The sequence below is a fragment of the Nocardioides marmorisolisilvae genome, from assembly GCF_003725775.1.
Classification (GTDB): Bacteria; Actinomycetota; Actinomycetes; order Propionibacteriales; family Nocardioidaceae; genus Marmoricola; species Marmoricola marmorisolisilvae.
In genome coordinates, this window is record NZ_RJSG01000002.1 from 658,453 (window position 1) to 684,602 (window position 26,150).

Consider the following 26,150-nt stretch of genomic DNA (forward strand, 5'->3'; position numbering starts at 1 on the left):
ACCGGAACGGTGGACCTCCTCGCCGAGCTGGGCGCTGACCTGCCGGTCCTGGCCGCGCCGATGGCGGGCGGGCCGACGACCGTGGCGCTCGTGGACGCCGCCGCGACGGCGCGCTCGTTCGGCTTCCTGGCCGCGGGGTACAAGTCGCCGGAGACACTCGCCGGCGAGCTCGAGGCGGTCGGTTCTGAACGCTTCGGCGTGAACCTGTTCGCACCGGCACCGGTGCCCGTCGACCTCGCCGCCTACCGGGCCTACCGCGAGCGCCTGCTCCCGCTCGCCGCGCGTTTCGAGGTCGAGCTGCCCGAGGTGCCCGTCGAGGACGACGACGCCTGGGGCGCCAAGGTCGACCTCCTGGTCGCGGCCGCGCCGCGGGTGGTCTCGTTCACCTTCGGGCTGCCGGACGCGGAGTCCGCAGCGCGCCTGCGGGCTGCAGGCTGCCTGCTCGCGCAGACGGTGACCGATCCCCACGAGGCGCGGCTGGCTGCCGACGCCGGCCTGGACGTGCTCGTCGTCCAGGCTCCCGCGGCCGGCGGCCACTCCGGCACGTTCACGCCCGAGCGACCGATCGGCTCGAGCCCGCTGCCGGACCTGGTGCGCGCCGTTCTCGCGGTCGCCGACCTCCCGGTCATCGCCGGAGGTGGCGTCGGCGGATCGGCCGACGTCCGGGTGGCCATGGCTGCTGGTGCCTCGGCCGTCGCCGTCGGAACCCTGCTCCTGCTCGCCGACGAGGCCGGCACCTCCGCGACGTACCGGGGTGCCCTGACCGGGGCCGGTCGCGGCGACCCTGTCCTGACCCGTGCTTACAGCGGTCGGCCGGCCCGCGGGCTACCGACGGCGTTCATGGCCGCGCACGACGCGGCCGCACCGCTCGGCTACCCGGCGCTGCACCACCTGACCACGCCGATCCGGCGTGCCGCCGCCGCGGCCGGCGATGCGGAGAACATCAACCTCTGGGCGGGCACCGGTTACCGCGCCGCGACCGCTGCTCCGGCCGCGCAGATTCTGTCGGCCCTCGCTCGCTGACGTACCCTGGTACGTCGTTCCAGCCCGTTTCCCCGAGAGGTCAGTCGTGCCCGTCAGCACCGCCCCCGAGTCCGTGTTCGCCCGGCTCGAGCCGCACCTGCCGAGCGTGCAGAAGCCGATCCAGTACGTCGGCGGCGAGCTGAACTCGGTCACCAAGGAGTGGGGCGACGACCGGACCACCGTGCGCTGGGCGCTGATGTACCCGGACGCCTACGAGGTCGGCCTGCCCAACCAGGGCGTGCAGATCCTCTACGAGGTGCTGAACGAGGCCGAGGACACCCTGGCCGAGCGGACCTACGCGGTGTGGCCGGACCTCGAGGCCGTCCTGCGCCGCGAGGACATCCCGCAGTTCACCGTCGACAGCCACCGCCCGGTCGGTGCCTTCGACCTGCTCGGGCTGTCCTTCTCGACCGAGCTCGGCTACACCAACATGCTGACCGCGCTCGACCTCGCCGGCATCCCGCTGCACGCGGTGGACCGCACCGACGGCCACCCGATCGTGCTGGCCGGCGGACACTCGGCGTTCAACCCCGAGCCGATCGCCGACTTCATCGACGCCGCGGTGCTGGGGGACGGCGAGGAGGTCGTCCTCAAGATCTCCGAGGTCGTGCGCGAGTGGAAGGGTGAGGGCGAGACCGGAGGTCGCGACGAGCTGCTGCGCCGGCTCGCGGTCAGCGGCAACGTGTACGTGCCGAAGTTCTACGACGTCTCCTACGGCCCGGACGGCTCGCTCGGCCCGGCCGTCCCGAACCTGGCCGGCGTGCCGGCACGGGTCGCGAAGCACACCTTGATGGACCTGGACTCCTGGCCCTACCCGGCCAACCCGCTGGTGCCGCTCGCCGAGACGGTGCACGAGCGGTTCAGCGTCGAGATCTTCCGCGGCTGCACCCGCGGCTGCCGCTTCTGCCAGGCCGGGATGATCACCCGCCCGGTGCGCGAGCGCTCGATCACCACGATCGGTGCCATGGTGCAGAACGGCATCGAGAAGTCCGGCTTCGACGAGGTCGGCCTGCTCTCGCTCTCCAGTGCCGACCACACCGAGATCGGCGAGGTCGCCAAGGACCTCGCCGACCGCTACGAGGGCAGCAACGTCTCGCTGAGCCTGCCGAGCACCCGGGTCGACGCCTTCAACATCACGCTCGCCAACGAGTTCTCCCGCAACGGCCGGCGCTCGGGTCTGACGTTCGCGCCGGAGGGTGGCTCGGAGCGGATGCGCAAGGTGATCAACAAGATGGTCACCGAGGAGGACCTGATCAACACGGTCGCCGCGGCGTACAGCCACGGCTGGCGGCAGGTGAAGCTCTACTTCATGGTCGGCCTCCCGACCGAGACCGACGAGGACGTCCTCCAGGTCGCCGATCTCGCCCGCAAGGTGATCCAGAAGGGCCGCGAGGTCTCCGGCCACAACGACATCCGCTGCACCGTCTCGATCGGCGGCTTCGTGCCCAAGCCGCACACCCCGTTCCAGTGGGCCGCACAGCTGGACCACGTGACCACCGACGACCGGCTCTACAAGCTGCGCGAGGTCGTCCGCAACGACAAGAAGTACGGCCGCGCGATCGGCTTCCGCTACCACGACGGCAAGCCCGGCATCGTCGAGGGACTGCTCTCCCGGGGTGACCGCCGCATCGGCAAGGTGATCGAGGCGGCCTGGCGTGACGGCGGGCGTTTCGACGGCTGGAGCGAGCACTTCTCCTACGACCGCTGGATGGCCGCGGCCGAGACCGGCCTGGCCGGCACCGGTGTGGACGTCGACTGGTTCACCACCCGGGAGCGCGGCTACGACGAGGTGCTGCCCTGGGACCACCTGGACTCCGGTCTCGACAAGGACTGGCTCTGGGAGGACTGGGAGGACGCGCTGGACCCCGACTCGATCGACGTCGAGGACTGCCGCTGGACGCCCTGCTACGACTGCGGTGTCTGCCCGGAGATGGGCACCGACATCCAGATCGGCCCGACCGGTCAGCGGCTGCTGCCGCTCTCCGTCGTCTGACCGTGGCCGAAGCCCGCTAGCCTCGCGCCGTGGACATCACCACGAGCATCCGGTCGGGGCAGGGCGACTTCGTCCTGTTCGCGATCACGCCGCCCCGGCAGTCGACGCCGCCCGAGCGGTTGCCGGAGATCGCCCGGGCGACCATCGAGCGGCTCGAGCACCTCGACCTCGACGGCCTGGTCCTCTACGACATCGACGACGAGAGCTCGCGCAACCCGGCCGAGCGCCCGTTCCCGTTCAGCCCGACCGTCGACCCGGCGGAGTACCTGTCGGCGCACCTCGCCGCGTGGCCGACCCCGGTGGTCGTCTACCGCGCCGTCAGCAAGTACCCGCACGACGGGCTCGACGCCTGGCTCCGCGAGCAGGATCCGAGCCGCACGCTGACGGTCATGGTCGGCGCCGCCTCGAGCGGCACGTCCGCGCCGGTCACGCTCTCCGAGGCGCAGGCGATGCGCGCGGAGGCGAACCCCGACCTGCTGCTCGGCGGAGTGGCGATCCCGGAGCGCCACAGCCGTCGCGAGAACGAGCACCTGCGGCTGATCGCGAAGCAGGAAGCAGGCTGCCGGTTCTTCGTCACCCAGGTCGTCTACGACCTCAACGCCGCCAAGAACCTGGTCTCCGACTACCGCTACGAGTGCGAGGCGCGCGGACTGACGCCGGTGCCGATCGTGTTCACGTTCTCGGTCTGCGGGTCGATGAAGACGCTGGAGTTCCTGCGCTGGCTCGGTGTCGACGTCCCGCGGTGGATCGAGAACGACCTGCGGCACGCGAAGAACCCGCTGGCCGCCTCGCTGGACCAGGCCCTGGCGACCGCCGTCGAGCTCGTCGACTACTGCCGGCGCCTCGGCGTCCCGTTCGGACTCAACGTGGAGAGCGTCTCGATCAGGCGCGAGGAGATCGAGGCCTCGGTCGATCTCGCCGAACAGCTGATCGCCCACCTCCGCTAGGCGTTCAGGCCAGCTCGTCCTCGACGTACGCCGGTCGGGCGATGAGCAGGCCGACGAGGTACTGCGGGACGGCCAGCCCGAGCAGCACCAGCAGCGGAACGGTCCAGCCGTTCGTCGCGTCGTGCAGGGCGCCGACGCCGAACGGACCGGCGACCGCGATCAGGTAGCCGACGGACTGGGTGAAGCCCGAGAGCGCGGCCGTGCCGGCAGGCGTGCGGGCCCGCAGACCGATGAGGGTGAGGATGAACGGGAAGGTGCAGGTCCCGATACCCAGCGTCGCGGCCCACAGCCACGGGACGTGGTCGTCCGCGGTGATCAGCCCGAGGTAGCCGATCGGGTAGAAGACCATGATCGCGGTGAGCAGCACCCGCTGGTCCTTGACCCGGGCAGTCTGAGCCGGGATGACGAACGACAGTGGGATGCTGATCGCGGTGGTCACCCCGAGCAGCAGCCCGGCGTCGTGGGCGCTGTACCCGGCGTCGCGGAACACCTGAGCCAGCCAGCCGAAGATCGAGTACGCCTGGAGCGACTGCAGTCCGAAGGCCAGCGCCATGAGCAGGCCGATCCGGGTCCGGCCGACCGCGCTGGTGGTGATCGGTGACGTGGTCCTCTCAGCCTTGCGGTCGTGCCGCACCAGCGCGATCCACGGGACGGCGGCGACCGCGGCCGTGAACGCCCACACGACCAGTCCGTGGCGCCAGTCGAGCGGCCCGCTGCCGCGGTCGGAGAACGGCACGGTGAGCACCGAGGCGCTGGTCAGACCGATCGCCAGGCCGGTCGAGTACACGGCGGTGAGCAGACCGACCTGGTCGGGGAAGTGCAGCTTGACCAGGCTGGGGAGCAGGACGTTCGCGACCGCCATGCCGGCCAGGGCGAGGAACGAGAGCACCAGGAACGCTGCCGGGGAGCCGACGTGGGCGCGTGCCAGCAGGCCGCCGGTCACCAGCAGGAGGGCGAGCAGGGTGGCCCGGTGGACGCCAGCGAGTCGGGCGATCCGCGGAGCCAGTGCGCCGACCGTGGCGAAGCTCAGCACCGGAAGGCTGGTCAGCAGCGAGGTCTCCCAACCGCGCATCCCGAGACCGGCGGAGAGCTCGTCGAGGATCGGGCCGACGCTCACCGCGGCCGGGCGCAGGTTGAACGCGAGGACGACGATCCCCACCAGGACCAGGGCACGCTCGAACCGGCGGTCCTGGGATGGGGGAGTCACATCTCTCGACAACCCCGATCGTGCGCTGGCTGTTCCCTCAGGGCCGCAGGTCGGACCAGCCCGGGTAGCCCCCGGGCGGCTCGGAACGGTCGTCGCCGGCGCGCCGCAGATCGTCCGAGGGGATGCTCGTCTGGTTACCGCGCCTCCAGGCGCGGATCTGGCGACGGAGCTGGAGCTGGGTGCGGAATCGCAGCGCGGTCATCACGAGCACGAAGAGGATCCAGAGGCCAACCTTCACGAAGGCGTGCACCGGTCAGACCCACCCGGCGGAACCGTCGAAGGGTGGCGGCTGGTTGGCGTCCGCACGCTTCAGGTCGTCGGGCTGGGCGTAGAGGCACTCGATCGACCGGCGCGAGCGGGCGATGCGGCGTACGTAGAGGAAGCACAGGCCGAGCACGACCACTGCTGAGACCAGGAACGCGACCACGCGTCCACGCTACGTGCTCAGCGGTTGTCGGCGGCGTCCGGTTTGATGAACACCGTGCGAGCAATCAGTGACGAGCAGCGGCGGGCGCGCCTCGCGCGCCGGCACGGGCTGGCCACGGGGTTCGCGTCGGTCGAGGCGGCGACCGACGCGATGACCTGCTGGCACGCGACCGAGCCGGCCTCGGTCTACCTGTCCGCGTGGGCCCGGACCGGCTGCACGCGCGACGACCTGCACCGCGCCCTGTACGTCGACCGCACGGTGGTGCGACAGCTGGCGATGCGGCGTACGGCGTTCGCCTTTCCGCGCGACCTGCTGCCCGCGGTGTGGGGCAGTGCGTCGGCGCGGGTGGCGGTCCAGCAGGAGGGCCAGCTCGCCCGGGACGTGGTCAAGCACGGCGTCACCGCGAACGGCGAGGAGTGGGTCGAGCAGGCATGCGCCGCCGTGCTGCACCACCTGCGGACCGCCGGTCCGACGACGACCGCCCAGCTTCGCGAGGCGCTGCCGATGCTCGAGGCGCGGATGAGCCTGTCACCGGACAAGAAGTGGGGCGCGGAGGTGTCGGTCGCGCCACGGGTGCTCACCACGCTGGCGGCCTCGGGCGTCGTCGTCCGCGGCGAGAACGACGGCGGCTGGAAGACCTCGCGTCCGCGGTGGACGGCGACCGAGGACTGGCTGCCGGGGATCGGACCGGCCTGGGACGAGGCGGACGGATACGCGGCACTGGTGCGCTCCTGGTTGCACACCTTCGGCCCGGGCACCGAGGCCGACATCGTCTGGTGGCTCGGCGCGACCAAGGCTGCGGTGCGTCGCGCGCTCGTTGACGTGGACGCCGTCGAGGTCGGTCTGGACTCGGGGGAGTCCGGCTACCTGCTTCCCGACGACCTGGACGACGAGCCTGCTCCCGGCGACTGGGGATCCCTGTTGCCCGCGCTCGACCCGACGACGATGGGCTGGAAGCAGCGCGACTGGTACCTCGGTCCGCACGCCGAGGCGATCTTCGACCGCAACGGCAACGGCGGCCCGACGGCGTGGTGGAACGGACGGATCGTCGGAGGCTGGCGCCAGGAGTCGGACGGCACGGTCGTCGTCGTGCCGGCCGAGGAGCTGACCGCGAAGGCTGCGAAGGCGTTGGGGGCCCAGGCAGAGGAGCTGACGGCCTGGCTCGACGGGGACGTCGTGAACTCGATCTACCAGTCGCCGCTGGTGCGCCGCGGCATCTGAAATAGGGTTCGACCCGTGCTCCTCGCTGGCGCTCGTCGACGGGATCTCGGCCACTCGGCAACGAGCAAGCTCGAGCACTCGATAACCTCGACCCGTGCGTGAACAGCCCGAGCAGCAAGCCCCGCCGGTCCAGCGACTGCGGATCCGGTACGCCAAGCGCGGGCGGCTGCGGTTCACCAGCCACCGCGACTTCAGCCGGGCCTTCGAGCGCGCGATCGCCCGAGCCCGGGTGCCGATGGCGTACTCGTCGGGCTTCAACCCGCACCCGCGGATCTCCTACGCCGGCGCGAGCCCGACCGGGGCGGCCAGCGAGGCCGAGTACGTCGAGATCGGCCTGGCCGAGGTGCTCGACCCCGCATCGGTCGCGCGCGCCCTGGACGACTCGCTCCCGGACGGCCTCGACATCCTCGACGTGGTGGTCTCCAGCGGCGGATCTCTCAGCGAACGGCTCGAGGGGTCCCACTGGGAGATCACGCTGAACGGAGTCTCGGCCGAGGAGCTGGAGCCGGCGGTCGCCCAGCTGCTGGCCGCCCCTGAGGTGATGGTCGAGCGGATGACCAAGAAGGGCCTGCGCACCTTCGACGCCCGGGCCGCGATCGTCAGTCTCGAGGTGCGGGCAGACGGCGAGTCGCAGGCGGGTGCCCAAACGTGTGCGATACTGCAAGTGGTTTTACGGCACGGAACCCCGTCCGTGAGACCCGACGACGTTCTCGCCGCGCTCCGTGAGATCTCGGAAACCGGTGTTCAGCCCGCAGCGCTTGCGCAGCGACTGGCACAAGGTCCACTTGATCCGCAGACCGGCACGGTGGGGGACCCGTTGGCACCGGACCGCGACGCGGCCGGCTGAGGTTGGTGACAGCTCCCTCGGCCAGACGGCTTAGCGACCGCGGTCGGTGATGACGAGTCCTTGATCCGACCTACACGGAGGATGTCGCCGCCGACCGAAGGCTTTTGCCACGGTGCGCGCAGCGCGACGTGGCGTGACCCGCACGACCACACCGGCACTGAGCCGGGGGCGTGCTAGAGGAGAGCAACTCATGCTCGACGCTGACAACCCCAGCAACGACAACACCAGCACCACCATTCCCGCTGAGCCCACGAGCACCACCCTGGACGCCCCGGTGGACGGTGCCCCCGCGGCCAAGAAGACCGCGAAGAAGGCCGCCAAGAAGGCGCCGGCGAAGAAGGCGGCCAAGAAGGTCGCCGAGGGCGCTGACGCGGCGGAGGCTCCCGAGGGCGGTGAGGCCCCGAAGAAGAAGGCCGCCAAGAAGACCCCGGCCAAGAAGACGGCCAAGAAGGCGACCGACGCCGCCCCCGAGGCGCCCGCGGGCGAGTCCGGCGCGGCGACCGGGGCGCCGATGGTGCTGTTCCAGGCGCCTGAGAAAACCGCAGCTCCGGCCCGCAAGCGGGCCGCGAAGCAGACCGCCGAGTCCGCTGACGCCGGCGCCGAGGGCGCGGAGGCCGCGACCGAGGGCGATGGCGCTCCGGCCAAGAAGGCCGCCGCGAAGAAGACCGCGGCCAAGAAGACCGCGGCCAAGAAGACTGCCAAGAAGACCGCTGCCGCCGACGAGCCGGCCGAGGCCGACGCCGCTGGGCCCGAGGGCGCCGAGGACGACGCCGAGGGTGGCGAGGGTGGTGCCCGTCGCCGTCGTCGCCGGGGCGGTCGTCGCCGTCGTCGCGGAGCCGGGGGCGAGGACGGAGCCGACAGCTCCGAGGCAGCAGAGGGCGCCGAGGGCGATGACGACTCCGAGGAGGGCGAGGCCGGTTCCCGTCGTCGCCGTACCCGGGTCCGCCAGCCGCGCAACCTCGAGGACGAGATCACCAGCATCGGTGGTTCGACCCGCCTGGAGGCCAAGAAGCAGCGCCGCCGCGAGGGCCGCGAGGCCGGGCGACGCCGCGCTCCGATCGTCAGCGAGGCCGAGTTCCTGGCCCGCCGCGAGGCCGTCGACCGCAAGATGGTCATCCGGCAGAAGGCCGACCTCACCCAGATCGCCGTGCTCGAGGACAAGGTCCTCGTCGAGCACTACGTGGCGCGGGAGTCGCAGACCTCGCTGATCGGCAACATCTACCTCGGTCGGGTGCAGAACGTGCTCCCGTCGATGGAGGCCGCGTTCATCGACATCGGCAAGGGCCGCAACGCCGTCCTGTACGCCGGCGAGGTGAACTGGTCCGCGCTCGGCCACGTCGAGGGCCAGCCGCGCAAGGTCGAGTCGGTGCTCAAGTCCGGCCAGACGATCCTGGTGCAGGTCACCAAGGACCCGGTCGGGCACAAGGGCGCCCGCCTCACCGGCCAGATCAGCCTGCCGGGTCGGTTCCTGGTCTACGTCCCGGACGGCAACACCTCCGGCATCTCGCGCAAGCTCCCGGACACCGAGCGCAACCGCCTCAAGACCCTGCTCAAGGAGATCGTCCCCGACACCGCCGGCGTCATCGTGCGCACTGCGGCCGAGGGCGCCAGCGAGGAGGAGCTGACCCAGGACGTCGAGCGGCTGACCGCTCGCTGGGCCGAGATCGAGAAGAAGGTCGCCGCGGGCAAGTCCCCGGAGCTCCTGTACGGCGAGCCGGACCTGACCCTCAAGGTGGTCCGCGACCTGTTCACCGAGGACTTCGGCAAGCTCGTCGTCCAGGGTGACGACGCCTGGAAGCTGGTCGATGGCTACGTCAAGGACGTGGCGCCGGACCTGGCCGAGCGGCTCGAGCACCACCCTTCGACAAGCTCAGGGCAAGCGACTGAAGAGGCGAAGGACGTCTTCGCGTCGTTCCGGATCGACGAGCAGATCTCCAAGGGCCTGGACCGCAAGGTCTGGCTGCCCTCCGGCGGCTCGCTGGTCATCGACCGCACCGAGGCGATGACCGTGGTCGACGTCAACACCGGCAAGTTCACCGGCTCCGGCGGCAACCTCGAGGAGACGGTCACCAAGAACAACCTGGAGGCGGCCGAGGAGGTCGTCCGCCAGCTGCGGCTGCGCGACATCGGCGGCATCATCGTCATCGACTTCATCGACATGGTGCTCGAGTCCAACCGCGACCTGGTGCTGCGTCGCCTGGTCGAGTGCCTGGGCCGTGACCGCACCCGCCACCAGGTCGCCGAGGTCACCTCGCTCGGCCTGGTGCAGATGACCCGCAAGCGGATCGGCTCGGGGCTGCTCGAGGCGTTCAGCGAGGACTGCGAGCACTGCAAGGGTCGCGGCGTGATCGTGCACGACCACCCGATCGAGCCGAGCAACCGCAGCGTCGGCCAGGGCGGCGGCATGGGCGGCAGCGACGAGCCCCGCAGCCGGCGCAGCCGTGGCGGCCGTGGCCGCAGCCGCGGTGCCGCCGAGGGCGAGACCGCCGTGGTCGAGACGCCGAAGCCGTCGCCGATGGCGCTGGCCGGCACCAAGCCGCACCCGGAGAGCGAGCTGATCGTCGACGTCGAGCCGACCCCGGAGCTCGAGCTGGCCGGGCACGGTGAGCCGAGCGAGGCTCCTGCCGAGCAGAACGCCGACGTCGCCGCAACCGAGACCGAGCCGAAAGGCGACCAGGCTTCAGCGGATCAGGAAGCTGCTGCCGAGGCGCCGGCCGAGCCCGCCGCCCCGGTCGTGGTGACCACCACCCGTCGCCGTCGCGCCGCCGGTCGGCCTGCAGGTCCGGCCGTGACGCCCACCGCTGAGCAGGCCCCGGAGTCGGACGTCGCCGAGCCTGTAGAGGCGCCGACGGAGGAGCCGGCTGCCGAGACCGTTGCTGAGGAGCCCGAGATCGGAGCCGTGGACGGACCCGAGGCCGCCGAGGCCGTCGAGGTCGCGGAGGACGAGGTCGAGGCCGCCGAGACCGACGAGGAGACGGCGGCTCCGATGTTCCACGTCCCGGTCAAGAAGCGCGGCGCCCGCAAGCGCTGAGCGTCACGATTTTGAGCGATATGGCCGTCGGACAAGCGTCCTGACGACCATCGTGATCAGAATCAGCTCATCTCGCTGGTCAGGTTCTCGAGGGCTGCCAGCGCGGTCGTGACGGCCGCGCGCTCGTCCTCGCTGAGCCGGTCGAGGCGTTCCTGGAGCGCCCGCAGCCGGACGGCGCGCTTGTCCAGCACCAGCGCGGTGCCGCTGGTCGTCGGCGCGACCAGCTGGGCGCGGCCGTCCGCCGGGTCCGGGGTGCGCTCCACGTAGCCGAGCTCGACGAGGGAGTTCACGATCCGCGTCATCGCCGGCGCGGTGATGCCCTCGGTCTCGGCCAGGGTGCCGGCCCGCTGCGGACCCTGCTCGATCAAGGTGGCCAGCGCACTCAGGCCCCCGTGGCCGATGGTGGCGTCCTTGGCGTCGCGCCGCAGCGCCCGGTTCAGCCGGCCCAGAGCCAGGTACAGGCGGGTGGTCGTGGAGTCCTGCGGGGACTCGGGCTGGGCGCTCACTCGCGGCCCAGTGCCTCTCCGGCCCCGGCCTCGGACAGCTCGGGCTCCGGCTCGTCATGGACGTACTTGCCGCCGGCCCACCAGGAGGCGGCTGCGGCGACGACCATCATCAGCGCGGCCGCGCCGAAGACGATGACCAGGCCGTGGTGGAACGGGCCGGACATCAGGTGCGGGAAGAACTCCTTGCCGGTCAGCTTGTCGGCGTTGGACTGTGGTAGCCGGTCGAGCTCACCGGTCGGCCCGACCAGCGACTCGATCGGGTTGTAGCCGAGGAACGACGCGAACAGCGAACCGACGGGCGGCAGGTTGCCGATCTCGGCGGCGACCTTGTGGCTGACACCCTGGCCGGTCAGGCCGTCGGTCAGCGTGCGGGGGAGGACGTTGGCGAGCCCGACGATCATCAACGAGAAGAACACCCCGATCGACAGCGACGAGCCGGAGTTGAAAACGGTGCCCCGGATTCCGGACGCCGCGCCGCGCTCGTGGGCGGGGACCGAGTTCATCACCGCGGTGGTGTTCGGGGCGCTGAACAGTCCGGACCCGACGCCGCTGAGCAGCAGGATCGCGGCGAAGGCCCAGTACGCGAAGTTCACCGGGATCACCAGCAGCAGCACGAACGAGAGCGCGACCAGCAGCGAGCCGCCGGTCGAGAACCAGCGGGCGCCGTACCGGTCCGAGAGCCAGCCGGAGACCGGTCCGGCCACCAGGAACCCGATGGTCAGCGGCAGCAGGTAGATGCCGGCCCACAGCGGAGTGGACTCGTAGCTGTACCCGTGCAGCGGCAACCAGATGCCCTGGAGCCAGATGATCAGCATGAACTGGAGGCCACCTCGGCCGATGGCGGCCATCAGCCCGGCGATGTTCGCCAGGGCGAAGGCGCGGATCTTGAACAGGCCGATCGAGACCATCGGGTGCTCGACCCGCTGCTCGATCACGACGAACGCGGACAGCAGCACGACGCCGAGGATGATCCCACCGAGGACCCACGGGTTGGTCCAGCCGGTGGCGTGGTCGCGGTACGGCTGGATGCCGTAGGTGATGGCGACCAGCAGCGAGGTGAGGCCGAGGCCGAAGGTCACGTTGCCGGGGATGTCGAGCTTGGCCGGGCGGCGTTCCCCGAGCTCGACCAGCGAGCGATAGCCCCAGACCGTGCCGAGGATGCCGATCGGCACGCTCACCCAGAACACCGCGCGCCAGTGCCACTCGGACAGGAGCCCGCCGATGACCAGTCCGAGGAACGAGCCGGCGATGGCCGAGACCTGGTTGATGCCGAGCGCCATTCCGCGCTGGTGGCTGGGGAAGGCGTCGGTGAGGATCGCGGTCGAGTTGGCGAAGAGCATCGCGCCCCCGACGCCCTGGCCGACCCGCATCAGGATCAGCCACCAGGCTCCGGCGCCCCCGTGGAACGGGTCGACCGAGAGCAGCACCGAGAAGGCCGTGAACACCGCGAAGCCGAGGTTGTACATCTTGACCCGGCCGTAGATGTCACCGAGGCGGCCCAGCGTGACTACGAGCACCGCGGACACGACCAGGAAGCCCATGATGATCCACAGCAGGTAGCTGACGTTGCCCGCCTCGAGCGGGTTCAGGTGGATCCCGCGGAAGATCGCCGGCAGCGAGATGATCACGATCGAGGAGTTGATCGTGGCCATCAGCATGCCGATGGTGGTGTTCGACAGCGCCACCCAGCGGTAGTGCGGGTGCGAGGCGTCGAAGCGGGACGGGCGGGGCGCGGAATTGGCCGGGGCGGTGCTCACCGCGCCAGATTACTTGACTTTGGTTAACTAAATCCAACCAGGGTCAGCGGAACCAGCCCAGCCGGGTGACGGTGACGTCGACGGTGCCGCCCGCGGGCAGCTGGGCGAAGAGGTCGACCCGGTCCGCGGTGCGCAGGTCCTGGGCCGACTGCCGCTTGAAGAACGTCCCGCGCAGCTGTGGCTGGAGCATGAAGGTCGGCTTGGCCTGCTTGGGACGCCCGTCCGCGGGCACCCACTTCCAGCGGCCGAGCCGCTCGGAGCCGGCGTAGGCGTCGACGTAGAACGCCTCGACCAGGTCGATGTCGCCCAGGGCGAGCTCGAGCCGGATGCCGCGGATGTCCTGGCACGCGAAGGTGATGCCGGCGTAGGCGGTCTCACCCTTCTTCCGCTTCTTCTGTGCCTCGGCAGTCAGGCGAACGCCCTTCTCCGTCGCCTGGACCGCGTACGAGGCCAGGTTCTTGTTCCAGGTCGACTCGCTCGCCTCGGGCTTCACGTTGTCCACCCGCAGCGACCAGTCCTCCGGGGTCGTCAGGTCCGCGGTGACGTCCGGCTCCGCGGCGGCGGCGAGGGCAGCCCGCTCGCTGCTCGGGGCGCGCGACGCCAGCATGAAGACCCAGGTGTTCGCGAGCGGCTCGACGTGGTGGACGGTGAGCCCGGCAGCGCGGGCCATCGCCCGGACCCGGGCGACGCCGAACTGGGCGACGTGGCCCCAGATGCCTTCGAGGCGTCCGCGCAGCGGGACCGAGACCAGCAGGTCGGTGCCCTCGGGCAGGGAGTCGGCCAGGACCTTGAGCGCGGCCTCGGGGTCGGGGACGTGCTCGAGCACCTCGCAGCAGATCAGCAGATCCGTGTCGTGCTCGGCGACCGTGTCCCGGGTCAGGTCGTAGAGGTCGCCGACCTCGGCCGTCGCCCGGTCGGCGTAGCCGTTGGCCTTCAGGGCCGCGTTGGTGGCGGTGACGTTGGTCGGCACCAGCTCGATGCCCCGGTACGCCGCGGCCTGGCCGGCCTTGAGGGCCATCAGCGCCAGGAAGCCCTTGCCGGTCCCGATCTCCATGATCCGCTCGCCGGGGCGGATGAAGTCGACCGTGCGGGCGAACCGGGTCCGGTTCGTGGGTGACTCGTACAGGTCCCGGCTCTCGGTGACGAACCACTCGCCGGAGGCGACCGGGGCGTAGAAGTCCTCGCCCTTGCGGCGGGCCGCCTCCCAGCGCGGCGCGAAGGCCGAAGCCGTCTGCGTCGGGCCGATCCGCTCCATCAGCTCGATGAGCTCCCACGCCTCGCGCACGTAGGCCTGCTGGTGAACGTTCGTCGCCTCGGTCATTCAGGACCCTCCCGGTCTCGTCGGGCAGCAACCTAACCCAGGAGGGGCGGCCGTGGTCGCGACTCCTCACCGTTTTGCCCTCGTCGGCGCTTTCGCGTAGAGTTTTCCCTCGGTGTGCGCTCGCGTACGCCGCTCCGGACGGCACCTCCAGCCCCTCCCCCCGAGGGGCTTCCGTGTGCCGACGGACTACAGATGTGAACCTACGAGGAGAGTGAGTCCGCCGTGTACGCGATCGTGCGCAGTGGCAGCAAGCAGCAGAAGGTTGCTGTTGGCGATGTCATCGAGATCGACAAGACCGACGAGGCCGTCGGCGCTTCCCTGAAGCTGCCGGTGGTCATGGTCGTCGACGGCGAGAAGGTCACCTCCGCCGGCCTGGACAAGGCCGCCGTGACGGTCGAGGTCCTCGGCGCGACCAAGGGCCCGAAGATCGTCATCCAGAAGTACAAGAACAAGACCGGCTACAAGAAGCGCCAGGGTCACCGCCAGAAGTACACCCAGGTCAAGGTCACCGACATCAAGCTCTGACGGTCTCGTCAGCACTGGATCTCCAACAAACTTCCAAGGACACGAAATGGCACACAAGAAGGGCGCGGCGTCCACCAAGAACGGCCGCGACTCCAACGCCCAGCGTCTCGGCGTGAAGCGCTTCGGCGGTCAGCTGGTCAACGCCGGCGAGATCATCGTGCGCCAGCGCGGCACCCACTTCCACCCCGGCGCCAACGTGGGCCGTGGCGGTGACGACACGCTGTTCGCGCTGGCCGCGGGCAACGTCGAGTTCGGCACCCGTCGTGGTCGCCGCGTCGTCAACATCGTCCCGTCGGAGTGACCGGACGACTTCAGTAGGCTTTCCGAAGGGCGTCCCTGAACAGGGGCGCCCTTCGTGGTTTCGCAGGCTCGCAGGCTCAACCACCGTTCTCAGAAAGGAGTACCGATGGCAGTCCCCACCTTCGTCGACCGCGTCACGCTGCTCGTCAGCGCCGGCCGCGGCGGTAACGGCGTCGCCTCGGTGCACCGCGAGAAGTTCAAGCCGCTCGGCGGCCCGGACGGCGGTAACGGCGGTCCCGGCGGCTCGGTGATCCTGCGGGTCGACCCGGATGTCACCACGCTGATCGACTACCACCACAACGCCAAGCGCAAGGCCACCCACGGTGGCCACGGCGCGGGTGCTCACCGCAACGGCGCCCACGGCGAGGACCTGGTCCTGCCCGTTCCCGACGGGACCGTCGTCACCGAGGACGGAGCGGTGCTGGCCGACCTGGTCGGCGCCGGCACCGAGATGGTGATCGCCGAGGGTGGGCGGGGCGGTCTCGGCAACGCCGCACTCGCCTCCGCGAAGCGCAAGGCGCCCGGCTTCGCGCTCCTCGGTGAGCCCGGCGAGGAACGCACGATCGGCCTGGAGCTCAAGGTCGTCGCCGACATCGGGCTCGTCGGTTTCCCGAGTGCGGGCAAGTCCAGCCTGATCGCCGCGATCAGCCGGGCCCGGCCGAAGATCGCTGACTACCCGTTCACCACCCTGGTCCCGAACCTGGGCGTGGTGAAGGCCGGTGACACCACGTTCACCGTGGCCGACGTACCGGGTCTGATCGAGGGCGCCAGCGAGGGCCGCGGTCTGGGCCACGACTTCCTGCGCCACATCGAGCGCTGCGCCGCGCTGCTGCACGTGATCGACCTGGCCACCCTGGAGCCCGGCCGCAACCCGGTCGAGGACCTCGAGGTGATGGAGAACGAGCTCGCCAAGTACGGCGGCCTGGAGGACCGGCCGCGCCTGGTCGCGCTGAACAAGGCCGACCTGCCTGACGGTGCGGACATGGCCGAGATCGTGCGCGCCGACGTCGCCGAGCGCGGATGGCCGGTGTTCACCATCAGTGCGCTCTCGCACGCGGGGCTCAAGGAGCTCACCTTCGCGATGGCGGAGATCGTCACCGACGCGCGCCGCGAGCGGGTCGTCGAGGTGACCGAGCGGATCGTCCTGCGGCCGCGCTCGACCGGCGGCGACGACGAGTTCACGATCACCGAGACCGGCGAGGGTTGGCGGGTGCGCGGCACCAAGCCCGAGCGCTGGATCCGGCAGACCGACTTCAGCAACGAGGAGGCCGTCGGCTTCCTGGCTGACCGCCTCAACCGGCTCGGCGTGGAGACCCGCCTGCTCCAGCTGGGGGCGAAGGAGGGCGACCCCGTCCTCATCGGCCACCCGGACAACGCCGTCGTGTTCGACTTCAAACCGGGCCTGGATGCCGGCGCCTCGGAGATGCTCGGCCGACGCGGCGAGGACCAGCGCCTGCGTGAGGACCGTCCTGCCGCGGAGCGTCGTCGCGCCATCGACGCGCTCATGCCCTACCGCGAGGAGTCCGAGACCCGCGCCGACGTGGCGCGCCGCTACGACGCCGGAGACTTCGACCCCGCCCTGCTCGAGGACGACGAATGACCCGCCGCGAGGTCGCCGACGCCCGCCGCGTCGTGGTGAAGGTCGGGTCGTCCTCGCTGACCACCGCAGCCGGCGGGATCGACCCCGAACGGGTCCGCACCCTGGTCGACACCCTCGCGCAGGCGCACGGTCGTGGCGCCGAGATCGTGCTGGTCTCCTCGGGTGCGATCGCCGCCGGGCTGGCGCCGTTGGCGCTGAAGAAGCGTCCGCGCGACCTCGCCAAGCAGCAGGCGGCCGCGTCGGTCGGCCAGGGGATCCTGGTGCACCGCTACACCGACGAGTTCGCCCGGCACGGCCTGGTCACCGGACAGGTGCTGCTCACCCTCGACGACGTCACCCGGCGCGGGCACTACCGCAACGCCCAGCGCACCTTCGTCACGCTCCTGGAGCTCGGGGTGGTGCCGATCGTCAACGAGAACGACACCGTCGCCACCAGCGAGATCCGGTTCGGCGACAACGACCGCCTGGCCGCGCTCGTCGCCCACCTCGTGCACGCCGACCTGCTGGTGCTGCTCTCCGACGTCGACGGCCTGTACGACGGACCGCCGAGCGAGGGCGCCACCCTGATCGAGGAGGTCCGCAGCGATGCCGACCTGCTCGAGGTGACGGTCGGCAAGGCCGGCACCGCCGGCGTCGGGACCGGCGGGATGCAGACCAAGCTCGAGGCCGCCAGGATCGCGACCGCGGCCGGCGTCACCGTCGTGCTCACCGACGCCGCACACGCTGCCGCCGCGCTGGCCGGCGATCAGGTGGGGACGCTGTTCCACGCCACCGGGCGACGCAAGCCCACCCGGCTGCTCTGGCTGGAGCACGCCACCGCGGGCAAGGGCACCATCGTGCTGGACGCCGGGGCCGTTCGCGCGCTCGTCGAGCGCCGCGCGTCGCTGCTGCCGGCGGGCATCACCGGGGTCACCGGAACCTTCGTCGACGGGGACCCCGTGGACCTGGTCGCACCCGACGGGACCGTCATCGCCCGCGGCCTGGTCAACTACGACGCGACCGAGCTCCCGGCCCTGATGGGGCGCTCCACCCGGGAGCTGGCGGCGGAACTGGGCTCCTCCTACGAGCGCGAGGTCGTGCACCGCGACGACCTGACCCTCCTCGCGGCCCGTTAGTCACTGGTCCAGTTCCCGGGCAGATGTTCGGGAATTCCGCCTCGCGGCGCGCTTCCGGTCCTCCACACTGTGTCCAACTTCGGATACAGGTGAGGAGCGTGTGGTGTCGACGGAACCGAACGGACGGCTGTGGCACGTGACGCTCACGGTGGCAGGAGAGCCGGTCGAGCCGATGCTGCTGCGCGCCGCCCTGTCCCGGCTCCGTGATGAGCGGCCGTTCATCGACTCCGTCGAGTACACCGGCGGCAGCGCCTGCCTGGACTACTGGGACGAGGGCCCGGCGATGCTGGACGTCGCCTCGCTGGCCCTGCGGCTGTGGCCCGAGCACCGCGAGTCCGCGGGCCTGCCCAGCTGGGAGATCGTCGGCCTCGAGGTCGTCGAGAAGAGCGTCCGCGAGGCCCGAAGTGGTGTGCGCGCCGCCGCGACCTCGCTCACCTTCCAGCTCTGACCAGCCGATACTGTTGGGGTCATGTCCGACCTGATCACCGCCGTGGCGACCCGCGCCCGGGCTGCCGCGAACGTGCTCGCGCTCGCCACCCGGACGAGCAAGGACGCCGCCCTGGAGGCGATGGCCGTCGCGCTCGTCGAGCACCGGGCCGCGATCCTGGCCGCGAACGCCGAGGACGTGACCGCTGCAGAGGCCGGCGGCACCCCGGCCCACATGATCGACCGGCTGCGCCTCGACGAGTCCCGGATCGAGGGCATGGCCCAGGGGCTGCGTGAGGTCGCCGGCCTTCCCGACCCGGTCGGCACCGTCGTGCGCGGCTCGACCCTCGCGAACGGGCTGGAGCTGCGCCAGGTGAGCGTCCCCTTCGGGGTCGTCGGCGTGGTCTACGAGGCCCGGCCGAACGTGACCGCGGACGCGGCCGGTATCTGCCTGAAGAGCGGTAACGCCGTGCTGCTGCGCGGCTCCTCCAGCGCGCTGCGCTCGAACACCGCGATCGTCGAGGTCCTGCGCGGCGCCGTCGAGGCGAGCGGCCTGCCCGCCGACGTCATCCAGCTCGCCCCGGGCGAGGGCCACGACGCCGTCAAGCAGCTGCTCCGCGCCCGTGGCCTGGTCGACCTGCTGATCCCGCGCGGGGGAGCAGGGCTGATCCGCACCGTGGTCGAGGAGTCCACGGTCCCCGTGATCGAGACCGGTGTCGGCAACTGCCACGTGTACGTCGACGCGGCGGCCGACCTGGAGATGGCCCTCGAGATCGTCCTGAACTCCAAGACCCACCGCACCTCGGTCTGCAACTCCGCCGAGTCGCTGCTGGTCCACGCGGACGTCGCCGAGGTGTTCGTGCCGAAGGTCGTCGCAGCGCTCCAGGAGGCCGGGGTCACGATCCACGGCGACGCCGTCTTCGCCGGGCACCAGGGTGTGCTCCCGGCGACCGAGGACGACTGGGACACCGAGTACCTGTCCCTGGATATCTCCGCGGCCGTCGTCCCGGACATCGGTGCTGCGATCGAGCACATCCGGGCGCACTCCTCGGGGCACACCGAGGCGATCGTCACCGGCTCGGTGGCCGCGGCCCGCCGGTTTACCGCCGAGGTCGACTCAGCAGCGGTCATGGTGAACGCCTCCACCCGGTTCACCGACGGGGGCGAGTTCGGGTTCGGGGCGGAGATCGGCATCTCGACGCAGAAGCTGCACGCCCGCGGTCCGCTCGGACTGCCGGAGATGACGTCGACGAAGTACGTCGTCACCGGCGATGGCCACGTGCGTCGATGACCAAGCTCGAAGCGGGAGTCGACCCGTTGACGCTCGACGTCTGGGCGACCCCTGAGTCCGAGCGTTTCCTGACGCCGGCCACCATCATCACGTTCGTGCGCACCATCGCCACGGTGGTGATCATCGGCTTCGCGCTGCACAAGGGCCTACCGGACAACAACGAGTTCTGGAGCCCGGCGCTCAAGCTGATGACCGTCGCGCTCGGCGTCTACTGGGTCGGCGACATGCTCGACGGCCAGGTCGCCCGGCGGATGCACCACGAGACCCGCATCGGCGCGGTGCTCGACATCATGAGCGACCGGATGTGTGCCGCGGCCTTCTACTTCGGCCTGGCCTGGCTGCATCCCGAGTTCACCGTCCCGGTGCTGCTCTACCTCGCCGAGTTCATGGTGATCGACTGCTTCCTCTCGATCGCCTTCCTGGCCTGGAAGGTGCGCAGCCCCAACTACTTCTACGTGATCGACCCGACGATCTACCGGTTGAACTGGTCGCACCCGGCGAAGGCGGTGAACTCGGCGCTGTTCGCGGTGCTGATGCTGGTGACCCAGACGGCGTGGATCGCCGGGGTCATCGCCGGGGGTCTGCTGGTGTTCAAGATCGTGATGCTGGTCCGGCTGGCCAGGATCGGCCTCCCCATCCCCGAGGGGACCGGGCCGGGGGCGACCACCGCGTGAGCCTGATCCTCGGGACCTTCTTCTTCGCGATCGGTTCGGCGCTGCTGCCGCTGCTCAACCTGGAGATCTACCTCGGGGCGCTGCCGAGCGCCCACAGCCAGGCCTTCGCGCTCGCGGTCGCTGCTGGCTCGGGCCAGACGCTCGGCAAGGTGGTCTGGTACTACGCCGGCGTCCACTCGATGAAGATCCCGTGGCTGGCCCGCAAGATGGAGGCCGAGAAGTGGCGGGAGTCCTACCAGCGCTGGCACGACCGGATCGTCGGGCGCCCGTTCCTGGCCGGGACGATCGTGTTCGCCTCCGCGATCTCCGGGTTCCCGCCTCTGGCGGTCGTCGCGGTCCTCGCCGGGTCGTTGGAGATGCCGTTCGTGCTGTTCCTGACGACCTGCCTCGTGGGCCGGATCGCCCGCTTCTGGCTGGTGCTGGAGGGCGCGGAATGGGTGCGCCAGCTGGCTCCGCACCTGTTCGGCACGCACTGATCCGCCCGGGATTTGTACGGCGATGTACCGAAGTTCCGGACTCGTCGGTAGTGCGGCTCGGCGGCGGGTAGGGTACGCCGCGTGATCGTCGAATCGGACAACTCCCGCTCGTGGGTGCTGAAGTACAACCTGGCGCGCCTGGTCCAGACGCCGAGCGCCTTCACCAACTGGCCGGGACTGCTGGCCGGGATGGCTCGCGAGAAGGTCGCCGAGGGTCCGGAGGTGCTCACCTTCCACACCCGTAGCGGTCAGACGATCTCGATCCCGAACGCGCCCGGCGCGCGGGTCCCGGTCTACGAGGTCTTCGCCGAGGACTGCTACGACCTGCGCTGGTTCCTGGGCGACCTGATCGACCGCCCGATCCACGTTCTGGACATCGGCGCCCACGTCGGCACGTTCTCCACGCACCTGGCGAGCATCCACCCCGGTGCGACCGTCGACTGCTTCGAGCCGTCGCCGGACACCTACCAGTTCCTGCGCAGCAACGTCGAGGTCAACGGCAACACCGAGCGCATCCACACCCACCAGAAGGCGCTGGCCGGCGAGACCGGGTTCGCGATCTTCGACCTGCAGGGTGCGGGCTCGGGCCACAACCACATGGCGTTCGACGGCGAGGCCACCGGCACCGGCGTACGCGTCGAGACGATGGCCTTCGACGAGGTCGTCGCCGGAGCGCGCGGTCCGGTCGAGTTCATCAAGATGGACTGCGAGGGCGGCGAGTACGACCTGGTCTACAAGTCCTCGCCCGAGAGCTGGGCCAACGTCCAGCGCCTCGTCCTCGAGTACCACACCATGCCCGACGAGTCGTGGGAGGAGCTGCGCGCCTGGTTCGCCTCGGTCGGACTGCACGTCCTGCGCGACCTGCGCGCGCCGATCGCCGGCACCGCCTGGCTCTCCCGGACGCCGCTGCGCGACCACGAGGGCCGCGGACCGCGCAGCCGGGCCAGCAAGCTGGCCTACGAGGTCAAGCGCGTCAGCCAGACCCCGAAGGCCTTCACCAACTGGCCGACCCTGCTCTCCGGGCTGGTCCGCGAGAAGGCCGGCCGTGGCCCGCGCGAGCTCACCTTCGAGACCCGTAGCGGTCAGAAGATCACCTCGCCGAACGTCCCGGGCGCCCGGCTGCCTGCGTACGAGCAGTACGCCGAGCACGGCTACGAGCTCGACTGGTTCCTGGAGGCCTACCAGGGCAAGCAGGTCAACGCCTTCGATGTCGGCGCCCACGTCGGCACCTTCGCCTGCCACCTGGCCGAGGTGCTCCCGACCGTGGACATCACCTGCTTCGAGCCGTCGGCCGACACGGTGACCTACCTCAAGCGCAACATCGAGCAGAACGGCCTCGGCCAGCGGATCAACGTCGTCGAGGCGGCGCTGTCGGGCGAGACCGGGTTCGCGATGTTCTCCGACCACGGCGGCGCGAGCGTGCACAACGGCCTGGTCGACGCCCACCCGGTCGACGACCCGCACGCCGCGGGCTCGAGCGTGAAGGTCCCGACGCTCAGCTTCGACGACGCGATCGCCCAGGCTCCTGGTCCGGTCACCATCGTCAAGCTCGACTGCGAGGGCGGCGAGTACCAGCTCGCCTACCAGTCCGCGCCCGAGAGCTGGGCGAACGTCGAGCGGGTCGTGCTCGAGTACCACGACATCCCCGGTGAGTCCTGGTCGGAGCTGCGCGCCTGGTTCGCGGGCGTCGGCCTGCACCTGGTCGGGCACCGCCCGGAGCGCGCCGACCTGGGCCTGGCCTGGCTCGCCCGCGGTCCCGTGGGCTTCAAGAGCTGACCCGACCTCCACGACCGTGGTCCGGCTGTCGGAGAACCTCCGCCCCTACTTCGGCCCGCTGAAGCGCGCCTACACCGTCGGCACCCGTGCCGTCTCGCCCGCCACCGTGCGGATGAGCAGGATGCGTGGCGGCTGGCTGCCCGACGGCGTCGCCGAGACGATGGAGGACGCAGCCAAGGACGGGGGCAGCTTCACGCTCGCCCGTCCGGAGGAGACGCTGCACCGGGTCCGACCCGTCGGCGTCCCGGAGCGGTACTGGTGCTTCGAGGAGGCGCTGACCGAGACGGTCCCGCGGGTCGGGGTCCTCGAGCTCGCCGGCGGCCGGGTGCTGCAGCCGCACTCCGTGGTGATCACGGCCAAGAACCGCTGGCTGTGGGAGCAGTGCTGGTACTTCGGCACCACCAAGCCGCGCCAGCACCCGATGTTCCTGCACCCGTTCCCGCCGCCCCCGGTCGACGTCGCCGGGCGCCTCGGCGTGCTGGCCAGCCGCGGTGACGCGAACTACTACCACTTCCTGCACGACGTGCTCCCGCGGATCGCGGTGCTCGAGCAGTCCGGCGTACCGGCTCCCGACCGCTGGTACGTGCCGCAGACGACCCGGTTCCAGCGCGAGCTGCTCGAGCTGGGGGGGATCGGCGCGGACCAGATCATCAACAGCGACGAGGTCCGCCACGTGCGGGCGCAGACGCTGGTAGTCCCGGGCGTGCCCTCGATGATCGAGCGGAACCCACCGTGGGTCTCCCAGCTGCTGCGCCAGCGCCTGGTGCCGGCGGGGACCGAGCGGGTTCCGGGCCGCAACCTGTACCTGGCCCGCCGGGCCGGCCTGCACAACCGCGCGGTGCTCAACGAGACCGAGGTCCTCGCCCTGCTCGAGCCGCTCGGTTTCGAGGTCGTGGACCCGGGCGCGCTCTCGGTCGCCGAGCAGGTGCGCACCTTCGCCGAGGCCGACGTGATCGTGGCCCCGCACGGCGCATCCCTGGCCAACCTGTCGTTCTGCAGCCCCGGTTCCGCGCTGCTCGAGCTGTTCCCGAGCCAGTCGATGGTGGCCGACTACTGGAAGATGACCTGCGGCGTGGAGGGGCTGGAGTACCAGTACCTCTCCGGCACCGGACCGGCCGCCGGGATCACCCGCGGGGAGTTCGTCGTGGCCGACATCACCGTGGACCTCAAGCAGCTCGAGACAATGGTGTCCGCACTGCTGGCCGCTCGCGGTCAGTGAGCCCGGTCCCGGTAAGGTACGGCCCATGACTTTCCTGCTCGCGCACCTCCACGGCGGCGGTTCCGTCGGCGAAGACTCCGGCACGTTCCTGGCGCCGTACTACATCGGCGGCGGCATCCTCCTGCTCCTGATCGTGCTGATCATGGCGCTGCTGTCCTTCGGCCGGGGACGCGAGCACTCCTGAGCACTCCCGCCGCACCGTCCGCCGGGACCCCACGCCGGGTCGGCGTGATGGGCGGCACCTTCGACCCCGTGCACCACGGTCACCTGGTCGCGGCCAGCGAGGCCCAGGCGCACTTCGGGCTCGACGAGGTGGTCTTCGTGCCCACCGGTCAGCCCTGGCAGAAGGCCGAGCGCGAGGTCACGTCCGCCGAGCACCGCTACCTGATGACGGTGATCGCGACCGCGTCCAACCCGCTCTTCTCGGTGTCCCGGGTCGACATCGACCGGTCCGGTCCGACGTACACGATCGACACGCTGCGCGACCTGTCCGCCGCCTACCCGGGCGCGGAGCTCTACTTCATCACCGGCGCCGACGCGCTGACCGAGATCTTCACCTGGCGCGACGCCGGGGACCTGTTCTCGCTGGCGCACTTCGTCGGCTGCACCCGACCGGGCTACGAGATGGACGCCTCCTCGCTCGAGGGCATCCCGGCCGACCGGGTCACCATCCTGGAGATCCCGGCACTCGCCATCTCCTCCACCGACTGCCGCGAGCGCACTGCCGCCGGTCGCCCCGTCTGGTACCTGGTGCCGGACGGGGTCGTGCAGTACATCGCCAAGCACCATCTCTACGGAAGTGACACATGAGCGCCACACCCCGAGCCATCGAGCTGATCCAGGCCGCCGCGGCCGCGGCCGCTGACAAGCTCGCCACCGACATCGTCGCCTTCGACGTCTCCGAGCAGCTGGTCATCACCGACGCGTTCCTGGTCGCCTCCGGCTCCAACGACCGCCAGGTCAAGGCGATCGTCGACGAGATCGAGGACAAGCTCCGCGAGCTCGACGCCAAGCCGGTACGCCGCGAGGGTGTCCGGGACGGGCGTTGGGCCCTGCTGGACTACGCCGACATCGTGGTGCACGTCCAGCACTCCGAGGAGCGTGCCTTCTACGCCCTCGAGCGACTCTGGCGCGACTGCCCCTCGATCGACGTGCGGGACGCGGTGGGCCCGCAGAACCCGCAGTGACCCGTCGCCTGGTCCTGGTCCGGCACGGTCGGACTGCCTGGAACCTCGAGGGCCGTGCCCAGGGGCACACCGACGTCGGTCTCGACGAGACCGGGGTCGCGCAGGCTCGGGCGATGGCTCCGGTGATCGGCGCGATGGCCCCGGACGCGCTGTGGAGCAGCGACCTGGCCCGGGCCCGGCAGACCGCCGAGCACGTGGCGACCGCCACCGGCCTCGAGGCCCGCTACGACGCCCGCCTGCGCGAGTTCGACGTGGGGGAGCGCGCCGGCCTGACGATCCCTGAGTTCGCCGAGCGCTACCCGGAGGCCTACGAGTCCTGGCGGGCCGGCCACATCACCGGCGGGGTGCCGGGGGCCGAGACGCCGGAGATGGTCATCGACCGGATGGTGCCGGCGCTGCACGAGATCTGGGACGCGACCGGGCCGGACCAGACGACCGTGGTCATCTCGCACGGGGCCTGCCTGAAGATCTGCCTGGTGGCCTTCCTGGGCTGGCCCGAGGAGGTCGGCAACAGCCTGCGCGGCCTGGACAACTGCGGCTGGGTGGTCCTGGAGGACGAGGGCGACGGGCGGGGCATCCGGCTGGCCTCCTACAACGAGACCGCGCACCCCGCGGTGCACGGACCCGATTTCGCATCCGAGGCCCCGGTTGGCTAACATTCTCCGAGTTGCCTGAACCTGGGCGATGGGGCTGTGGCGCAGCTGGTAGCGCATCTGCATGGCATGCAGAGGGTCAGGGGTTCGAGTCCCCTCAGCTCCACAAGATGAGCCGCCTTCGGGCGGCTTTCTTGTTTTCGTGGCCTAGCCTGCCTTGCGTGGAGGTTGAGATCGGGCCTTCGGTCGCGGGGCGGTGGTTCTCGATTCGCGCCGAGTACCAGCATTTCGGCCCCTTGCGGACCCTGGTGGGCGTCGTTCGGGAAATGCTGTTCACCTTCGCGACGATCGCGCTGTTCTTCGACGACTGGGATCCCAAGCGATTCTGCGACGTCAAGGTCGTTCGTCGCGACAGCGGCGTGGTCGTGAGCGTGTTCTCCTACGATCATCTCTGGGATGCCGACATCCACGTTCGGGATCTTCGGCAGCGTTTGCTGGATGAGCCGGTCTTCGACTTCTGCCGCGACATCGGCCTGGACATCGCGCACGTTGCGGGAGCAGGGCAGGACCCAGATCCCGCCTTGGCTGTGCGCTGGGTACGGATCTCCCGGCGTCAGCGCCAGCGCTTGGCGCGGGAGTGACAGGCAGCCACCAGCCGCTGGTGTGTTCCAGCTCCGCGGCGCATACT

General features: G+C 70.6%; 26 protein-coding genes, 1 tRNA gene and 1 pseudogene. 22 read left to right on the plus strand and 6 right to left on the minus strand.

The window, feature by feature from the left end:
• Window positions 1-9: 9 nt before the first annotated feature.
• Genes EFL95_RS06975 through EFL95_RS06985 form a run of 3 tightly spaced genes read left to right on the plus strand, consistent with a single transcriptional unit; the run spans window position 10 to window position 3,963 of the window.
• Window positions 10-1,023: a nitronate monooxygenase gene (locus tag EFL95_RS06975; RefSeq protein WP_246004838.1), complete on the plus strand. Its 1,014-nt coding sequence runs from the start codon at window positions 10-12 to the stop codon at window positions 1,021-1,023.
• A 46-nt stretch (window positions 1,024-1,069) separates the two neighbouring features.
• The gene (locus EFL95_RS06980) at window positions 1,070-3,016 is read left to right on the plus strand and encodes a TIGR03960 family B12-binding radical SAM protein (protein WP_246004839.1); all 1,947 of its coding nucleotides are present in this window, start codon (window positions 1,070-1,072) and stop codon (window positions 3,014-3,016) included.
• Between the two features lie 29 nt (window positions 3,017-3,045).
• Entirely contained in the window at window positions 3,046-3,963 is a 918-nt protein-coding gene (locus EFL95_RS06985; protein WP_123233307.1) for a methylenetetrahydrofolate reductase, read from the plus strand.
• A 4-nt stretch (window positions 3,964-3,967) separates the two neighbouring features.
• Here the strand turns inward: EFL95_RS06985 and EFL95_RS06990 are convergent, their stop codons facing one another.
• From EFL95_RS06990 to EFL95_RS19440, 3 genes are all read right to left on the minus strand, one after another.
• Window positions 3,968-5,122, minus strand: coding sequence for an MFS transporter (locus EFL95_RS06990; protein ID WP_246004840.1), 1,155 nt, complete (start codon window positions 5,120-5,122; stop codon window positions 3,968-3,970).
• Window positions 5,123-5,207: 85 nt separating this feature from the next.
• The gene (locus EFL95_RS06995; protein ID WP_123233309.1) at window positions 5,208-5,420 is read right to left on the minus strand and encodes a hypothetical protein; all 213 of its coding nucleotides are present in this window, start codon (window positions 5,418-5,420) and stop codon (window positions 5,208-5,210) included.
• 3 nt (window positions 5,421-5,423) lie between these two features.
• Window positions 5,424-5,597 (minus strand): hypothetical protein, encoded by a 174-nt coding sequence (locus EFL95_RS19440; RefSeq protein ID WP_183407070.1) that lies wholly within the window; start codon window positions 5,595-5,597, stop codon window positions 5,424-5,426.
• 54 nt (window positions 5,598-5,651) lie between these two features.
• Here EFL95_RS19440 and EFL95_RS07000 point away from each other — a divergent pair, with 54 nt between their 5' ends.
• The 3 genes and pseudogenes from EFL95_RS07000 to EFL95_RS07010 all read left to right on the plus strand — a co-directional run.
• On the plus strand, window positions 5,652-6,818 hold the full coding sequence (locus tag EFL95_RS07000) for a winged helix DNA-binding domain-containing protein (protein ID WP_183407071.1): 1,167 nt from the start codon (window positions 5,652-5,654) through the stop codon (window positions 6,816-6,818).
• A 94-nt stretch (window positions 6,819-6,912) separates the two neighbouring features.
• Entirely contained in the window at window positions 6,913-7,665 is a 753-nt protein-coding gene (locus EFL95_RS07005; protein ID WP_123233310.1) for a TIGR03936 family radical SAM-associated protein, read from the plus strand.
• A 535-nt stretch (window positions 7,666-8,200) separates the two neighbouring features.
• Window positions 8,201-10,696, plus strand: a pseudogene (locus EFL95_RS07010) (Rne/Rng family ribonuclease); the annotation flags it as partial.
• A gap of 62 nt (window positions 10,697-10,758) precedes the next feature.
• Here the strand turns inward: EFL95_RS07010 and EFL95_RS07015 are convergent.
• Genes EFL95_RS07015 through EFL95_RS07025 form a run of 3 tightly spaced genes read right to left on the minus strand, consistent with a single transcriptional unit; the run spans window position 10,759 to window position 14,280 of the window.
• The gene (locus tag EFL95_RS07015) at window positions 10,759-11,202 is read right to left on the minus strand and encodes a MarR family winged helix-turn-helix transcriptional regulator (RefSeq protein ID WP_123233312.1); all 444 of its coding nucleotides are present in this window, start codon (window positions 11,200-11,202) and stop codon (window positions 10,759-10,761) included.
• Complete coding sequence (locus EFL95_RS07020) at window positions 11,199-12,959, minus strand: MFS transporter (protein WP_246004841.1); 1,761 nt, start codon at window positions 12,957-12,959, stop codon at window positions 11,199-11,201. The genes EFL95_RS07015 and EFL95_RS07020 overlap by 4 nt, the downstream gene beginning before the upstream one ends.
• Before the next feature lie 43 nt (window positions 12,960-13,002).
• Entirely contained in the window at window positions 13,003-14,280 is a 1,278-nt protein-coding gene (locus tag EFL95_RS07025) for a class I SAM-dependent methyltransferase (RefSeq protein ID WP_123233313.1), read from the minus strand.
• A gap of 222 nt (window positions 14,281-14,502) precedes the next feature.
• Between EFL95_RS07025 and rplU the strand changes: the two genes are divergently transcribed.
• From rplU to EFL95_RS07100, 16 genes are all read left to right on the plus strand, one after another.
• Window positions 14,503-14,805, plus strand: a complete 303-nt coding sequence (gene rplU, locus EFL95_RS07030) for a 50S ribosomal protein L21 (RefSeq protein ID WP_123233314.1) — start codon at window positions 14,503-14,505, stop codon at window positions 14,803-14,805.
• Window positions 14,806-14,851: 46 nt separating this feature from the next.
• A complete protein-coding gene (rpmA, locus tag EFL95_RS07035) occupies window positions 14,852-15,106 on the plus strand; it encodes a 50S ribosomal protein L27 (protein ID WP_123233315.1) in 255 nt (84 codons plus the stop codon).
• Between the two features lie 105 nt (window positions 15,107-15,211).
• Complete coding sequence (obgE, locus tag EFL95_RS07040; protein WP_123233316.1) at window positions 15,212-16,705, plus strand: GTPase ObgE; 1,494 nt, start codon at window positions 15,212-15,214, stop codon at window positions 16,703-16,705.
• The gene (proB, locus tag EFL95_RS07045) at window positions 16,702-17,820 is read left to right on the plus strand and encodes a glutamate 5-kinase (protein WP_123233317.1); all 1,119 of its coding nucleotides are present in this window, start codon (window positions 16,702-16,704) and stop codon (window positions 17,818-17,820) included. Before obgE ends, proB begins: the two co-directional genes overlap by 4 nt.
• 103 nt (window positions 17,821-17,923) lie before the next feature.
• Window positions 17,924-18,268, plus strand: a complete 345-nt coding sequence (locus tag EFL95_RS07050) for a hypothetical protein (RefSeq protein ID WP_123233318.1) — start codon at window positions 17,924-17,926, stop codon at window positions 18,266-18,268.
• 21 nt (window positions 18,269-18,289) lie between these two features.
• The gene (locus EFL95_RS07055) at window positions 18,290-19,537 is read left to right on the plus strand and encodes a glutamate-5-semialdehyde dehydrogenase (RefSeq protein ID WP_123233319.1); all 1,248 of its coding nucleotides are present in this window, start codon (window positions 18,290-18,292) and stop codon (window positions 19,535-19,537) included.
• Window positions 19,534-20,211, plus strand: a complete 678-nt coding sequence (locus tag EFL95_RS07060) for a CDP-alcohol phosphatidyltransferase family protein (RefSeq protein WP_123233320.1) — start codon at window positions 19,534-19,536, stop codon at window positions 20,209-20,211. The genes EFL95_RS07055 and EFL95_RS07060 overlap by 4 nt, the downstream gene beginning before the upstream one ends.
• Window positions 20,208-20,687 (plus strand): YqaA family protein, encoded by a 480-nt coding sequence (locus EFL95_RS07065; RefSeq protein WP_123233321.1) that lies wholly within the window; start codon window positions 20,208-20,210, stop codon window positions 20,685-20,687. The genes EFL95_RS07060 and EFL95_RS07065 overlap by 4 nt, the downstream gene beginning before the upstream one ends.
• 81 nt (window positions 20,688-20,768) lie before the next feature.
• Window positions 20,769-22,463 (plus strand): FkbM family methyltransferase, encoded by a 1,695-nt coding sequence (locus tag EFL95_RS07070; RefSeq protein WP_123233322.1) that lies wholly within the window; start codon window positions 20,769-20,771, stop codon window positions 22,461-22,463.
• A 16-nt stretch (window positions 22,464-22,479) separates the two neighbouring features.
• Entirely contained in the window at window positions 22,480-23,682 is a 1,203-nt protein-coding gene (locus EFL95_RS07075) for a glycosyltransferase family 61 protein (protein ID WP_123233323.1), read from the plus strand.
• Between the two features lie 25 nt (window positions 23,683-23,707).
• The gene (locus EFL95_RS19445; RefSeq protein WP_183407202.1) at window positions 23,708-23,866 is read left to right on the plus strand and encodes a hypothetical protein; all 159 of its coding nucleotides are present in this window, start codon (window positions 23,708-23,710) and stop codon (window positions 23,864-23,866) included.
• The gene (nadD, locus tag EFL95_RS07080) at window positions 23,863-24,492 is read left to right on the plus strand and encodes a nicotinate-nucleotide adenylyltransferase (protein WP_281272222.1); all 630 of its coding nucleotides are present in this window, start codon (window positions 23,863-23,865) and stop codon (window positions 24,490-24,492) included. The genes EFL95_RS19445 and nadD overlap by 4 nt, the downstream gene beginning before the upstream one ends.
• Complete coding sequence (rsfS, locus tag EFL95_RS07085) at window positions 24,489-24,869, plus strand: ribosome silencing factor (RefSeq protein WP_123233325.1); 381 nt, start codon at window positions 24,489-24,491, stop codon at window positions 24,867-24,869. The genes nadD and rsfS overlap by 4 nt, the downstream gene beginning before the upstream one ends.
• Entirely contained in the window at window positions 24,866-25,525 is a 660-nt protein-coding gene (locus EFL95_RS07090) for a histidine phosphatase family protein (RefSeq protein WP_183407072.1), read from the plus strand. The genes rsfS and EFL95_RS07090 overlap by 4 nt, the downstream gene beginning before the upstream one ends.
• A gap of 30 nt (window positions 25,526-25,555) precedes the next feature.
• A tRNA-Ala gene (locus EFL95_RS07095) sits at window positions 25,556-25,628 on the plus strand.
• A 55-nt stretch (window positions 25,629-25,683) separates the two neighbouring features.
• The gene (locus tag EFL95_RS07100; RefSeq protein WP_123233327.1) at window positions 25,684-26,103 is read left to right on the plus strand and encodes a hypothetical protein; all 420 of its coding nucleotides are present in this window, start codon (window positions 25,684-25,686) and stop codon (window positions 26,101-26,103) included.
• The last annotated feature ends 47 nt before the right edge of the window (window positions 26,104-26,150 follow it).

Excerpts from the sequence above, each read along its gene's own strand:
- EFL95_RS07025 (WP_123233313.1), bottom strand. The coding sequence starts at position 14,280 with ATGACCGAGGCGACGAACGTTCACCAGCAGGCCTACGTGCGCGAGGCG.
- rpmA (WP_123233315.1), top strand. The coding sequence starts at position 14,852 with ATGGCACACAAGAAGGGCGCGGCGTCCACCAAGAACGGCCGCGACTCC.
- obgE (WP_123233316.1), top strand. The coding sequence starts at position 15,212 with ATGGCAGTCCCCACCTTCGTCGACCGCGTCACGCTGCTCGTCAGCGCC.
- proB (WP_123233317.1), top strand. The coding sequence starts at position 16,702 with ATGACCCGCCGCGAGGTCGCCGACGCCCGCCGCGTCGTGGTGAAGGTC.
- EFL95_RS07055 (WP_123233319.1), top strand. The coding sequence starts at position 18,290 with ATGTCCGACCTGATCACCGCCGTGGCGACCCGCGCCCGGGCTGCCGCG.
- EFL95_RS07060 (WP_123233320.1), top strand. The coding sequence starts at position 19,534 with ATGACCAAGCTCGAAGCGGGAGTCGACCCGTTGACGCTCGACGTCTGG.
- EFL95_RS19445 (WP_183407202.1), top strand. The coding sequence starts at position 23,708 with ATGACTTTCCTGCTCGCGCACCTCCACGGCGGCGGTTCCGTCGGCGAA.
- rsfS (WP_123233325.1), top strand. The coding sequence starts at position 24,489 with ATGAGCGCCACACCCCGAGCCATCGAGCTGATCCAGGCCGCCGCGGCC.